The organism is Dethiosulfatarculus sandiegensis (genome assembly GCF_000931935.2).
GTDB lineage: Bacteria > Desulfobacterota > Desulfarculia > Desulfarculales > Desulfarculaceae > Dethiosulfatarculus > Dethiosulfatarculus sandiegensis.
The window spans coordinates 25203-39256 of the sequence record NZ_AZAC01000020.1; the positions used below are offsets into that span (position 1 = coordinate 25203).

A 14054-nucleotide genomic window follows, 5' to 3' on the forward strand; every position below is an offset into this window, starting at 1 on the left:
TTGTTTTTGTTGTCCCTTTAAACTTTAAGAGGCCACAAAAAACCCAAGGTTGTCATAACCTTGGGGGGAGGATTGCACCCTGTTGCTTCATCCTGAAGAACCATCCGGGCAAAAGGCCTGAAGATGGATTCCACACCGCGGCCGATAAATCGTCGGCCGTATACCGGTTCCCTGGGTTGGCAGTTCTTCTGGCTCCCGGATCAATCTAATAACCGCGCCTTCCCATGCCTGTCCGGCACAGTGACTTGCGTCCTTTAAAAAAACGCCTGCGGTTTTCGTCCCCGGTTACAGCGGCGGGACCGCGCCGGATTCACACCGGCTTCTCTATTAGGCTCTGACAAGCCGGTTCAAAACTGCCTGCCAGGGCACCAACCCAATGTTTTTATTTACAATTACAACAAAATATTAAAGATCTATAAAACACCCCAAATACTGATCAGACCGTTGTTTCTTCCACCTCTCCTTCCATTTCCAGATAAACTTCCTCCAACTTCTTTTTGGTTTCCGGATCTGCATTCCACATGCCCCGGTTGATAGCCTCCAAGAGCCTTTCGGCTATGTTATGCAGGGCATGAGGATTAACCTCTTTGAACCATTCCTGAATTTCAGGATCAAAGGCGTATTTCTCGGCCAGGCCCTGGTACATCCAGTCATCGATCACCCCGGTGGTGGCGTCCCAGTGGAAGGAGTTGTCCACCGTGCGGGAAAGATCGCCGGCCCCCTTATAGCCGTGGCGCATCAGCCCCTTCATCCACTTGGGATTAAGGATGCGGCTGCGGTAGATATGCTTGGCCTCTTCTTGAATGGTGCGGTTTTTTACCCGGTCCGGGTCAGAGGCATCGCCGATATAGGCCAGCGGCTGAATGCCGCTCACCATACGCACCGCGTTGACAAATCCGCCGAAATAGGCGTTGTAGTCGTCCGAGCCCAGAATGTCGTATTCGCGGGAGTCGTCGCTTTTAAAGAGCACCTTGATATGCTTCAGCCGCCGTTTCAAGGTCTCCGGCTTTTTGGCTCCGTAATGGTTTTTATTGTAGGCGTAACCGGCCCAGGTAACCCAGACCTCGCCCAGATCATCGGCCTTTTCCCAGGCCTTGGCATCAATGGCCGCGGCCACTCCGGCCCCATAGGTGCCGGGCGGATCTGAAAACACCCGCAGGCTGGCTTCTTCCAAAGCCTCTTCCGGGCTCATTCCCTGCTTTTCCAGCTCGCCGACTTCCCTGATCACGTTGCGGCGCAGGAAGTTGCTCTCCGGCGGCTCCTTGAGGGCGGACACCATGCGCACCGCCTTATCCAAAAGCTGCATCAGATTGGGCAGGGCGTCCCGGAACAACCCGGTGGTGCGGAAAGTGATATCCACCCGGGGGAACTTGAGTTCATTAAGGGGGATCACCTCCAGGCCCTCCACCCTGCCGGAGGTCCGGTTCCATACGGGTTTCAAGCCCATGAGGTACAAGGCCTGGGCCATTTCTTCACCCTGGGTGCGCATGTTGCTGGTGGCCCAGATGAGCTGCCCCACATTGTCCGGGTATTCTCCGGTCTTTTCCCGGTGCTTTTGCACCAGATCGTCGCCCAGGGACACCCCCACCCGCCAGGCGGCAGGCGTGGGCATTTTAAAGGGATCCAAAGTGAAAAAGTTGCGCCCGGTGGGCAGGCAATCCACCTGCCCCCTGGTGGGGGATCCGGTGGGGCCCGGAGGTGCATAACCACCGGAAAGGCAGGAAACGGCCTGGTCTATCTCCCCACGGCAGCCTTCTATATTCGGCAAAAGAATCTCGGCCAAAAACTTAAGCGCCTCAGCCACGGAATCTTCATATTGATGCGCCTCTTCCCGGCAAACCGAGCCCACCGCATCCAGGCAATGCTGATGTATAGCCTCCAGGGCCTTTCCATAAGTGAGGTATTTGCCGTTGGGGTCGCGGGATCCCCGATTGGCCAGCACCTGGTCCAGATCATAACCCATCTCATGGGCCATGGCCTCGCGCAGGCTGGGAGTGGAGCCCATACGGACCCGCAGCATCTGGGTGGCCAGCTCCACCAGGCGCTCGCCCTCGGGAACCTGCCCCATGATATGCAGCCCGTCGGAAATGGCCGAGTCCTGGCATTCACTCAAATAGGAATGCAGCTTTTCCAGAAAAGCGTCAAAGTCCTGAAAGGCTTCCTCGCGGTCTGTCTCCAGATCCTTGTCCAGGTTGGCGCGGGCAACCGCTTCCCAAATCTCCTCGGCCGCCACCTTGAGCCGCTGGGGATTCAAATCCTTGATCTGCAGATAATCAGTAATCCGGTTATCCACCTCGGCCAATTCTTCATAAACATCGGCATTGGTCATCACTGGAATCAAATGGTCGATCAAGGCGCAATAGGAACGGCGCTTGGCTTGGGTTCCCTCGCCCGGGTCATTTACTATATAGGGATAAATATTGGGTAATTCCATGATGGCAAGATCCGGGTAGCAGGTGCCGGAAAGGCATACGCTTTTGCCGGGCAGCCATTCCAGGGAGCCGTGCTTGCCGATATGCATCACTGCGTCGGCCTTAAAGGCATCCCTGATCCAGCGATAGTAATACAGATAATGCCAACTGGGCGTCATGTAGGGGTCGTGTATTTTTTCAGGCTGTTCGATGAACCCCCTGGGCGGCTGAATGCCGATATAAACGTTGCCGTTCACCACCCCATTGATCATGACCTGATTCTCATGAACAAAGAGTTCACCCGGACTGGAGCCCCAGTCTTTATCCATGTTATCGCTGTTGGCCTTGGGCAATTCCCTTAGCCAGTCTTTGTGTAATTCAGGCCCGGCAAGTCCGGCGGCCCGCTCGGCCATGGCATCCGGGGTCAGCCAGCGCTGATCCACAGAGAGCGCCCCGACCATTTCCCGGGCCAGTTCCTGGGGATCGTCCCAGGTGCGCTCCACCCGGTAGCCCTCCTCTTTGAGCCTGTCCACCAAAAGAGCCACGCTGGCAAATGAATCCAGGCCCGCGGCACAACCGATGCGGTCGTTTCTGGGCGGATAATTATGAAAAATGATGGCTACTTTTTTCTCGTGATTGGACTTTATCCTCAACCTGGCCCAATTCTTGGTCAAGCGAACCAGCTTGCTTATCCGCTTAGGCAAAGGCTCATAACGAAACAGCCTGGCCCCGGTCATGGGATCGGCCTCGGCAACCTGCCTGGTGGCGCTGGGCACTGATATCAAATGGCCGTCGGTCTCTGACGCGCAAACCGACATGGAGACATCCATGGGGGTCACGGCTTCAACCGTCTCGCGCCAGAATTCATAGGTGACCATAAGCATGGGAGCTTGCAGGATCGGCACATCCAGATCGCGCAGATACTCCTGTTCACCTGGACACAAAAGGCTCAAGGAAAAACTCATGGTGGATATCACCGCATTCACCAAGGGTCTCCCCTTGTGGCGGCAATAATTTTCCACCACCCATTTCGTGTCCTTCACATCAAGCAGGGGATCGTTGTAGCGCCGCCAAAGGATGGGAACGCACAGGCAGCCCTGGCTTTCGACCTCCTTGAAAATCGCGTCAATGGGCTCGGTGTTTTCCTCCAGATACACATACTGGGCAAACCAAAGCCCTATAATAGGCCGCTTTTCATTGGCCAGATCCTCATCGCCATAGCCTCTTGCCGCCCAATATTCATCCGGATTCTCAAAAACGCCCAGGCTGGGATGGTACAGCGCCTGGCAGGGCTGGGGATGGGGCGGATCAAATTCAAGGGAAGGAACCCCCAAAAGCGGCAAAAAGGATTTAAGCAGGTTAAACCAGTTTTCCCGGCCGCCGTGCTTCAGGTACAAAACCGTCCGGCTGTATATGTCATGGTCCATACCGCGGGTGTGCTGCTTGGCCAAGGCGGTTTCTTCTTCATCACCGGGATGCACATAAACCAGGGGAGCGTTGACAGCCCCCATAAGCTCGTCAAAAAAGGGGCAAGAGCTTTTACCGCCATGCAGAATCACCATCAGCAGATCCGCCTCGGCTGCTTCTTTAATAAAGTTCTTCACCTGCTTGCGGTCGAACAGATCCTGTCCACTACGGGCCATAATCTCCATACAACCAGGAGCCTCTTCCTGAAGCATCCCGAAAGCCCGGCCCAGGCTGGCCAGACCTCCACCGGCCCCGTAAATAACAAGCTTTGGTGCGCTCATTTATTCCTGCCTTCCAATACCGCTCGACCAATAAAAAAACCCCAGCCCGCATATTGCGAACTGGGGGAGTAAACCCTGATTTACTTGCTCGTCCCAGGTGGCCCTGTCAATAGGTTAAAAAACCCGACTATACTGAACACCGCAATCCCCGACGGCATCAAGGGGGCCTTTTTCTCCGGCAGGTCTTCTGGCTCCCGGATCAACCTACTTGCCGCGCCTTCCCATGCCTCAAGGCCCAGTGGCTTATCCCCGCTTTTAATGCGGCTCTCGGCTTTCGTACCCGGTTACAGCGGCGGGACCGCGACGGAATCGCACCGTCTTCCCTGTTAGGCGTCTAAGCACCGGAGCACCCACGGTACTACCCCAAAATATAGTTGTCAAGCTTAAGGCTACGACGCCTGCATCCCCTATTGAGGCCGCCGTCATAGCCAACTATTACCGTTTACCGAAAGTTATAGATAGCGCTTCATTTAACAAGGCTGGATCTTTATATTATTGGATCAGTTTTCAGGGATAGTTCTTTTGGATCGAATATTAAGAAAGGGAAAACCGGTAAAGATCAGGCCCAAAATAATTTTTAATTTTAAGCCTTATCAAACCGTTAAATCCATCTTTAACGATAAAATAAAAACCGATGCAAGACTTTTTTAAACTGCCGCCTGGCATAAACTTATTTTTTTCAACCGGCAGCTGGTTAAGTCCAGGAGAACTTGGGCGGCAAACTGTAAAGAAACTATTCGGCATCTAAAATCCCTCTGATGGCTCCCGCCAATTCGGCTTCCGGCACAGGTTTTGGAATAACGGCTTTAATGCCTATTGCGGCAATATTCTCGTCTGTGAGGTTTAAACCGCACCCCGTAGTAATAACAATTGGAATCAGGGGGTTTATCTTCATCAACTCCATGGCGAGCCTGTCCCCGGTCATCTTCGGCATGGTCAAATCGGTCAGCACAAGATCAATTTCATCATAGGACTTTTGAAAAATATCCAAAGCCTCAAGACTGCCGCTTGCCGTGGTGACCCTATACCCCAGCCTGGTGAGAATCCGTTCGACAATGTCTACCAAGTCCGGTTCGTCGTCCACCAGAAGTATGTGCTCGGTTCCGGTTTGTAATGAAATGGCCGCCTCCCTTTCGGCAAGCGCCTCTTCTTTGATGGTAGGTAAATACACATTAAAGGCGGCGCCCTTCCCCGGCTCGCTATAAGCACAAATGGAGCCGCCGTAAGCGGTCACGATTCCGTGAACCACGGCCAAACCCAAACCGGTGCCTTTCCCCTCCTGTTTGGTGGTGAAATAAGGGTCGTATATCCTTTCAATCACTTCCTTGGAAATACCGCGGCCTGTGTCCTGGATAACGAGTTTTAGGTAGTCGCTGGCCCGTAGACCGGGGTGCAGTCTTATATCACTTTCCGTGAGTGTCACCTGGGTCAGGGTGACGGAAAGCGTTCCCCCACCGTCTTCCATTGCATGGGCTGCGTTGGTGCATAAATTCATAACGATCTGGTGAATCTGGGTGGGGTCTGCCCGAATGTTCTCCAGACCTGAATCTATCTGTGTAAAAAATTCAATGGTTGAGGGCAAAGAGGAACGCAAGAGTTTAAGGGCTTCCTTGACCAGCGGACCTGCTTGCAGGGGGCGCAATTCAGTCTCGTTCCGGCGGCTGAAGGTCAAAATCCGGCTCACCAAATCAGTGGCGCGGATCCCTGCCGTTAAAATCTGTTCCAAAAGGGTATGAACCTGGGAACCCGGCTCCACCTCGCCAAGAGCCAATTCCGAATAGCCTGTTACCGCGAAAAGGATATTGTTGAAATCGTGGGCGATTCCTCCCGCAAGGGTGCCGATGGCCTCCATCTTCTGTGACTGGGCCAGGACGGATTCCAGATGTTTGGTTTCCTCCTCTGCCTGCTTTAGATTGGTTATGTCCTGGATAAAAACCGCTGAATATTGTTGGCCGTCATACTCGAGATATTGGGCTGATATCAGCACCGGAAACTCAGTCCCGTTTTTTCTAAGTTGAGTGCTCTCTGAAACATCCGAGCCTTTTTGAGAGAGCTGTTGCCACAGATTTATCCACACATCCTCGGTTACGGAAGGATCAAGATCAGATACGCTCATACCGGTCAATTCCTGTTTGGAATAACCAGTCTGTAAAACCGCCTGATCATTCACCTCAAAAATGCGACCCGTTTCTCCTATGAGGTAGATGGCCAGAGTCGCTCGATCGAAAAGAAACTTGGTCTTGTGCAGTTCCTCAATCATGCGGTGTTTTTCAGTGCTGTCGATCAAAAATCCGTGAAAAGTAAGTTCATTCTCTATCTCCAAGGGGGTTGCCCTGCATTCAATCCAGATAATTTGGTTGTCGGGTTTTATGAAGCGACCCTCGTAGCTCCAGGCAGACCTCTGTTTTATGGCCTTTTTCGCCGTTTTTTTAAATTCTGCGACATCCTCGGTTGGTAAACAGCTGATAAAGGTTTCTAATATTTTTTCGAGCGACACATGAAACCCCAAAATTTCTTTATACTTGGGGCTTACATAACTAAGCTGATCTTTGCCGTCTGATAATGGAATAAGTTGAAAGGTCACACCGGGGAGATTTGCATTTATGGTTTTTAGTAGTTTTTCGTTTTCCCGTAAGGTTGATTCGGCAATTTTGCGATCAGTAATATCTCGATTGCAAATCCTTCTACCACGCCTTTTCCCGCCACGATCATAGACCGTATGGCATGTGTGCCCAATCCAGCGCACCTTGCCGTCACGGGTCCTGATGCGAAACTCCATGGCAGCTACGTCTGTTTCATGCGCATTGCAGGCCTTGTAATGATCCAACACCGCCTTGCTGTCATCGGGATGAACAATCTTAAACAATAATTCGGGGTCGTTGGTAAACTCATCGAAGCCGTATCCTGTGATTCTTTCACAGGAAGGGGAGGTGTAACGAAGTTCACCGTTTTCATCACGCCAGATTTCCCAGTCATAGGTGAAGTCAGCCACGGTGCGGTATTTGTCGCTCAGCATGGCCAATGACTTGTAGCGCCAGGCAATGATCAAAATAAACAACAGGACGCCGCCCGAGCCCATGCTCCAAGCCACCTTGCTTATAGTCCAGAACGGTTCGGGTTCGCCGTACCACTTGCGATAGACCGTTAAATAATCACTGGATTCGGTGAGGGCTGTTATGGCGGGGCTCAGCAAGGCGAGAAGTTTCTTTTCATCTTGACGAACCAGGTAGCCTCGCTTGAGTTCAAACAAGGGATCGCCTGCCACTTTTATGCGGCCGGCAAGTCCAACCTTACGGGCAATTATCTCTATCGCGGGCTTTGAGAAGACAAAGGCTTCCACCTCTCCAGCCAACAACTGCATCAAGGCTGTCTCAATATTAGGGATTATGACAAGTTTTATGCCCTTTTTGCTTGACAGAAAAGTGTGAGGAGCGGTTTTTTGCAGCACAGCCACCCGCTTACCCAAAAGATCCTGCAAGCCTTTGACTGTATAATCTTCCGAACGCACGAAGATGCAAATCGGGACGGTTTCAATCGATTCAGTGTAGGCAAACTCGACTTGGCGCGCCTTGGTAATACCGCATCCGGGAATCAGATCGGCTTTACCCGATCGCACGGCCTGCAGGGCCTGCGCCCAATTCTCCACAACCAGGTATTTAATCTGCAGGTTGGTGTTCTGGGAAACCAGATGCAAGATATCTATGGCAAAACCGGTGGGTTTTCGGCCGGGGCCCTGGATATAGAGGGGCGGAAACTCGGCCAATACCGCTACAGTCACCTTTATCTTTTCATTACTCGCAGGCTCTTCGGCTCTGCAGGGACGGGATCCGGCGCCCAGAAAAATAAGGCAACCTAAAAAAATCAGAACAAAAAAAGGGTGCAAACGGCGGGGAATTTCCCTGAAAAATAAAGCGTTACGCCTTTTCACTATTGCTCACTCACATTCAGTGTAGTGGGAAGGACTCCTGCACTATATCAATCAGAATATTCTGAATTTACCTGTCACGTCAACAAGATCGCTAACAACCCAAAGCCTTTCCAGGCCTTTGACTGCCAAGGGATCATAAGCCATATGATCATAGCTCAGTTAATGAGGCTTTTACAAAGGCAGAGCCGGTGGGTGCAGGTGAGTTCGTGCTTTTTTATCTTCCACCGGGGCTCTGATTGAGGATGCCCGTATTCCTCCAATAAACCCAAGCATACTAATCTGAATTATACAAAGAAACTACCCGTAACTGCTGGGTTCTCTTCAAAAAGCCGCTTTGCCAGACCGGCTGGAGAGGCTTTGCAGGCCGCCCAATGGACGAGCCAGGTGTGTCTGGAGCGTTGGGAGGAACAAGGAAGGAAAACACCAAGCTTCTGTTCCATAATAGCCTGGGCAAATCTGCAAACCCTGGATATCAGGCTGACCAAATGCCTGTCGGCCAAAATCCCATCATGGCTCTTCGCCAAGCCGGTTCAGGAGGATCCTTATGGCGACCACCAAAAAACAAACGCTCCAAACCAAAATGTTACTCTTGCCGCTCTTCTTTGCGGTGGACAGGATCCTTATGTTTGTGGCCGGCTATATTGTAAAATACCCAGGGAATATACCATCAGTTCGAAGAGTTAGCTTTCAAGGGCAACCGCGCCCTTTTGAAAAGGACAAAAAAGGTAATGGATTATCTCAATACCATTGCCTCAAACAAATGGATATTGAGTTGGAATTCTTCACCAAAATACTCCGGCAAAACCTACCTTTCTCCAGAACTTACGATCGGTAATAATCAAGAGTACTCCCTGGTTTTCATAAACATAGCCAAGGACAATCAGCGTAGCGATATTGTATTAAGCCTGGAATTTTCAATTGGAATCCCAGCTCAACATCCTTCATCGGCAGACAAATAACCTATCAGTACTAAACGACCTCAACCGTTTTAGCCGCTTAGTTTGCGCTCCATCGGGGATGGAGATCCTATTCGCCCTACGATTTTTCAGGGCCTTAAAGGGGAGAAAAAGGGCTGCCAACTCCGGCAGCCCTTTTTTTAAATCTGGTGAGCATCTGTCAGGTGATCATGGCCTATTTACCACCCCATGGGTCTTTGTATACTCCCCACAAAGGATGCGCGCCTGGACCGCCTTTTTGTATGGCCAACAGTCAGATTAACTTTTAAGGATCCCCTGTTAATATATCTCAATCTTACAACGCTTGCTGTCTGCGAGGGTGATCACCAATTCATAATCGCCTCCGGGCCAAGTTGCCCTGCCCACCAGAGCCAAGGAACCATCTTCCAGGCAATAGGCCTTTTCCAGTATCCAGGTGTATGCATGGTCGTGGAAGTTATGCGTAATGTACAATTTACCGTAGTCCTTCCACACCCGGTTACGCTCCATCCCCACATCTTCCAGGTAATCGCTGTTCCATCCCCGCCCGACAACCCTCGGCTTGCCGTTTTTGGCAGCTATCTTGACGCTCCCCTGGCCGGAGCCATGGTAGCTGTACTTATGTTTTCCTATCAACTCATCAGCGCTGATTTCTTCTATCGGCACTTCTTTGTAAGCTCCCTCTTTGGAGTGAGAGACCATTTCCCAAACGTTCTTGCCGCAGCCGGCAAATAACATCATCAAAAAAAGCGCTGAAATCACGCAAAGATATCTTTTCATCTTAGTCTCCCTTTTGGAGAAATTTTGCGGGACAGGCTGATGATGCCTCATTTCTTTTTTCTGAAATGTGCGGCACGGACCAATTGGTTTTTTTGCAGACTTCCATGGGAAAGAAAGTTGCTAAGCTGGTTCGATACTTGTCCGGGGCATGGTTATACGGATTTGGTAATGGCGATCCGCTTGAATCCCTTTTAAACGGCAAAAGCTGAACTTAATATTTCACAAAGATCCAGAGAAAATTAAACGGCTGCGAGTGCTTATTTCAGAAGGTACGAGGCCTCACCAGGCAGGTTTATTCTTTTTTTACGGACGATCTCCTTCCTTAACAAAAAATCATACTTTATTACTAAGCTAACGGGCCGATATGCCAACAATCAAGTGAATTTTTACTAGATTGAGAGCCATGGGAGGTGCGCCGGTGCAGCAGTGAAAGTATAAATTTGCCGCCAGGTTAAAATTGCTCGCTTGTGTTGCTCATAATTTCGTATGCCCATAGACTCCCTTCTCTCCAAGAAGCTGAGAAATAAACAATAATTTATTTTCCTATAAAACTATGGTTAAATAGATATTCAATTTTCCCGATCACAGCAGTTCCTATAAGTCGTCTAACAAAAGCAGCCACTGTAAAGCCAAGATTCAGGACCGCATGTTCCACTATCTGAGACATAAAAATATCAGCCGAAAAGGGATGACCGTTTCTTGTACGGCACCCAAGTGGAAAAGGGGTAACACCTTTGGGAAAAATTCCTTGCCGGGGCAGGGGAAAGGCCTGTTTTTGATTAAATGGCTGCTTCCGCTCGCTCTTGTTTGCTGTTTAATATCGCCTGTAAACGCACAAAATAAAAATACGGACCACCAAGATTTTCTGATCCGCTTCCCCAATATGAGTTCCAGCGAAAGGCTGGCCGCACTTGAAGAGGCCATGGGGAGCCTGCTTTACAGCTCCAAGCAAATAATTTCCCTGTTGGATAAGCCAACCCTCCAAAAAAGAATTTTGCTTGCCGAAAAATTCGCCGAAACCAACCTGCGGCTGAAAAGCTCCGCCCTGCTGTTGCAGAAAAAATTGTTCCCCAAAGGCACACCTCTCACTGATTCAGCCAAAGCCTACCTAGTCAAAAATTTAACACAAATACAAAACAAGGCAGAAAAACAGGCCAAGAGCCTGGCTGAGCAGCATCAGAAGCTTGATGAACAAAAACGTATAGCCTGCAGTGCGGCAGATACTACCAAGGCGGAAAAGGCCGAAGCCCAGACTGATGCAATTATAAATCAAATATCCTACCTGGTGGCAGGCGTGTCAGAGCTTAAGCGGCAAGGAGCCAAGCTCGCCGAACCTTACATGCTCTCAAAAAAAAGGCTAAAAGAAGTTGAGACCCAGGCCAGGGAAATCAGGCGCGACTGGCTGAAAAACCAAAAGGAATTTGCCAATACTTTTGGAGATCGTGAAAAGGCCCTGGATTATTTTGATCCAGTTTACCAAAAAGCCATTGAATTGAATGAGCTCTATCTGAAAAGTGCATTCAGAGCCAATAAGATTGCGGCCGCAGGCGTGAGCAGCTCCTCAATCAGCCTGGAAAACATCCTGAACGACATTGAGGCCGGAAAGGCATCCAAATCTGAAGCGGAATCCAGATACAGGGCTTTTATTTTTAAAAACAAAGACCTGTTTAAAAAGGCCCGCAAACTTTACACCTTAAACTTTGACGATGATAAAAACATATTCAAAGAGTATTATCAGTACTGGCCAACCAGGCAGCCCCCGCAAAGCGTGGACGATCTTAAAACAACCACAAACATATTAAATACTCTGAGGCTCCTGGACTCCATCAACCAGGCGGCGGTCAATTCTCTTAAGAAAGCCATGGCCAAAGCCGAAAAAGCCCGGACTTGCCTTGCGGCGCTCCGTAAAAAGCGCGACACAATAATAGCCCGGCTCAATTGCCCTGAACATGCGAAGCCGTTTTGGCCGGCGAGCGCAGAGCAACCCGTATGCCGCTGTAAAAAGGGCTGGATATTCAACACCGACAAAAGCGCCTGCCTGCCCAAAAATTATTGTAAAAAAATGATCCTGGGTTACCGGGAACACCTTAAAAATGGAAATAAGGAAAAGGCCCGGGCAGCCCTGAACCTGCTTAGACTTAAGAAATGCCCCAACCTTGCCGCTCTGAGGCCCGAGCGCACCATACCGGATGTAACCAAACTCCCCATAAAAGAGGCTGTCTCAGTTTTACAAAAAGCAGGCCTTGGATATGCAGTTTCTTCGGCCGGACAAGCCACTGAGCAGAAAAATGCCCGCCACGTCCTGGAACAGTCTCCCAAATCCGGAGAAAGCGTGGGCGCGAATAAGGTAGTTAAATTAAGGGTATTTGATTCCTGGAATCAGGCCAAGGCCAAGATCAAGGCAGACAAGCTTTGCGCGAAAAAATACCCGGGCGCTTCTGCCCTATGGAACAAGAAAGAACTCAAATTCGGCTGTGGCTGCCCCAAGCCCGGCGTCTGGAACCGGGATAAAACAGCCTGCATTGCTGCAAAGGCCGCGGCAGTGGAAAAATGCCGCCGACAATATCCCGGCTCAGTGGCGCGCTATAGTCCTAAGCATGGGGAATACCGTTGTTTCTGTCCGGACGGCATGGAGTGGAATGAAAAAGGCAGCGCCTGTATTACCGCCAAGGCCAGGTATCAGGCAATCTGCGCAAAAAAATACCCGGGTTCGTCGGCGGTCTGGAACAAGAAAAGCGCCTCTTATGTCTGCACATGCACAAACGGGCGGCGCTGGAACCCAAAAAAGACTCGCTGCCTCCTGAGCCAGGCCGAGGCAAATAAAGTCTGTTTACGCAAAATCGCCAATACGGAAGCCAGATATATTCCCGAAAAAGACCGCTATGAATGTTTTTGTGCCGGAGGCCGGTTCTGGCAGCCCCCAAAAAAATGTTGCAGCCAAACAAGGGCCGAAGCCCAGCAAAGTTGCGGCCGTAAATATCCGGGTTCAGAGGCGCGGTATAGCCAAAAGAATAATGACTATCTTTGCTTTTGCCCGGACGGCTACACCTGGAATAAAAATCGGACAGCATGCGTACAGACAGCCCAAAGCGCCCAGGCCTATTGCTCCCGGCACTATCCCGGCACCACTGCAAAATGGGTTAAGGAAATGGCAGAGTTCCGCTGCTTCTGCCCTGGAAACGGCAGATGGGATCCACAAACAAAGAAATGCCAAGGCAACAAGGCGAACCGCAATCAGGCCCGGGGTTCCAACTGTTCCCGGCTTGCCCAGGCCTACATGCAAGAGGTCAACGGCTTCAAATCCACCGGAGGCAGCGGGTCCACGGCAGGGCTTTGGAATATCCTGAACCAGGCACAAAGTTGCAACTGGTATTTTCAGGAGGCTCGCAATGTAAAATGTCTTGATTTGGCCAGAAAGTTTGACCAGGCATTTGGATATGTGAATTCGAACAACCAGCACTCGGTAAATGTTGTCCAAGGGATCTTGACCCAGGGACAAATCAACGGTTGCGCCTGGGTTGCCCAAGCCCAATCCCAGGTGAATTTAAAAATAAACCAAACCAAAAACGGTAATTTAGGGAATATCTTCAAAGGCGGCGCATTTGATAAGGACTCCTGGAAGGTTAAAAACGTACCAAAGGTTAACATTCCCCAAATGCCCAAGGGGGGCAATCTGGGGGGTAAATAAAAACCGTTAAAGCAAGGTGAAATTCTCGAATATCGTCAAGCCGAGACCACTTTCGGTCTCTTTCACCTTGAGGAGTAAACTGCCGAATAAATTATGCAAATTTTCTTTGGTCAACATAAGTCAAACGACAGCGGGGTGTTCTCCTTAAAGAATATTAAAGGCTCATAACTCAACAAAAAAAATATGCCGGTAAAAAGTCGGCTCCGGCACGGAATCAAGCGGTCTGCAATGGTTGACACACCCCATGTCCAGTATGGTAGAAGAAAATAAGGCCGGGAGGAAAAGCCGCCTCTTTACAAGCAATAATTCCTAATTGGAAGTGCCATTTATATGGGGCATGAAGCCAGGCGCAAAGACCTGCCCGGATGATGCTTACGGGAGATAAATTATATCTCCGGTTAAAGTTTTTACTTCCGCAATGTTTTTTCGTGACATTGGGAGCAGATCAGTTTCACCCGCCCTAGAACAGGTTTTTTCACAGTTACGCTTCTCTTAATCCAGATGCCCTGATCCCCCCCCAAAATGCTAAGCCGGCGACACCTTTAACGAAGCGTCATTTCTATA

Annotated in this window: 6 protein-coding genes and 2 riboswitches; of the genes, 2 read left to right on the forward strand and 4 right to left on the reverse strand. The window is 50.3% G+C overall.

Features of this window, described 5'->3' with window-relative positions:
• Positions 1 to 161: 161 nt before the first annotated feature.
• Positions 162 to 388, reverse strand: a riboswitch (cobalamin riboswitch).
• Between the two features lie 48 nt (positions 389 to 436).
• The 3 genes from cobN to X474_RS14555 all read right to left on the reverse strand — a co-directional run bounded on the left by cobN (position 437) and on the right by X474_RS14555 (position 7937).
• The gene (gene cobN / locus X474_RS14545; protein WP_044349923.1) at positions 437 to 4159 is read right to left on the reverse strand and encodes a cobaltochelatase subunit CobN; all 3723 of its coding nucleotides are present in this window, start codon (positions 4157 to 4159) and stop codon (positions 437 to 439) included.
• A 160-nt stretch (positions 4160 to 4319) separates the two neighbouring features.
• Positions 4320 to 4520: riboswitch (cobalamin riboswitch) on the reverse strand.
• 173 nt (positions 4521 to 4693) lie between these two features.
• The gene (locus X474_RS14550) at positions 4694 to 4903 is read right to left on the reverse strand and encodes a hypothetical protein (RefSeq protein ID WP_044349924.1); all 210 of its coding nucleotides are present in this window, start codon (positions 4901 to 4903) and stop codon (positions 4694 to 4696) included.
• Complete coding sequence (locus X474_RS14555) at positions 4893 to 7937, reverse strand: PAS domain S-box protein (protein WP_156360777.1); 3045 nt, start codon at positions 7935 to 7937, stop codon at positions 4893 to 4895. Before X474_RS14555 ends, X474_RS14550 begins: the two co-directional genes overlap by 11 nt.
• 694 nt (positions 7938 to 8631) lie before the next feature.
• Here X474_RS14555 and X474_RS14565 point away from each other — a divergent pair.
• Positions 8632 to 8922, forward strand: a complete 291-nt coding sequence (locus tag X474_RS14565) for a hypothetical protein (RefSeq protein ID WP_044349926.1) — start codon at positions 8632 to 8634, stop codon at positions 8920 to 8922.
• A gap of 400 nt (positions 8923 to 9322) precedes the next feature.
• Here X474_RS14565 and X474_RS14570 read toward each other — a convergent pair whose 3' ends face one another.
• Positions 9323 to 9802, reverse strand: coding sequence for a hypothetical protein (locus X474_RS14570; RefSeq protein ID WP_044349927.1), 480 nt, complete (start codon positions 9800 to 9802; stop codon positions 9323 to 9325).
• An 883-nt stretch (positions 9803 to 10685) separates the two neighbouring features.
• Between X474_RS14570 and X474_RS14575 the strand changes: the two genes are divergently transcribed.
• Positions 10686 to 13490, forward strand: coding sequence for a PASTA domain-containing protein (locus X474_RS14575; RefSeq protein WP_197282120.1), 2805 nt, complete (start codon positions 10686 to 10688; stop codon positions 13488 to 13490).
• Positions 13491 to 14054 lie beyond the last annotated feature (564 nt).

What these genes read in the sequence shown, in the direction of transcription:
- X474_RS14570 (WP_044349927.1), bottom strand. Translation starts at nt 9,802, where the DNA reads ATGAAAAGATATCTTTGCGTGATTTCAGCGCTTTTTTTGATGATGTTA.
- X474_RS14575 (WP_197282120.1), top strand. Translation starts at nt 10,686, where the DNA reads ATGAGTTCCAGCGAAAGGCTGGCCGCACTTGAAGAGGCCATGGGGAGC.
- cobN (WP_044349923.1), bottom strand. Translation starts at nt 4,159, where the DNA reads ATGAGCGCACCAAAGCTTGTTATTTACGGGGCCGGTGGAGGTCTGGCC.
- X474_RS14565 (WP_044349926.1), top strand. Translation starts at nt 8,632, where the DNA reads ATGGCGACCACCAAAAAACAAACGCTCCAAACCAAAATGTTACTCTTG.
- X474_RS14550 (WP_044349924.1), bottom strand. Translation starts at nt 4,903, where the DNA reads ATGCCGAATAGTTTCTTTACAGTTTGCCGCCCAAGTTCTCCTGGACTT.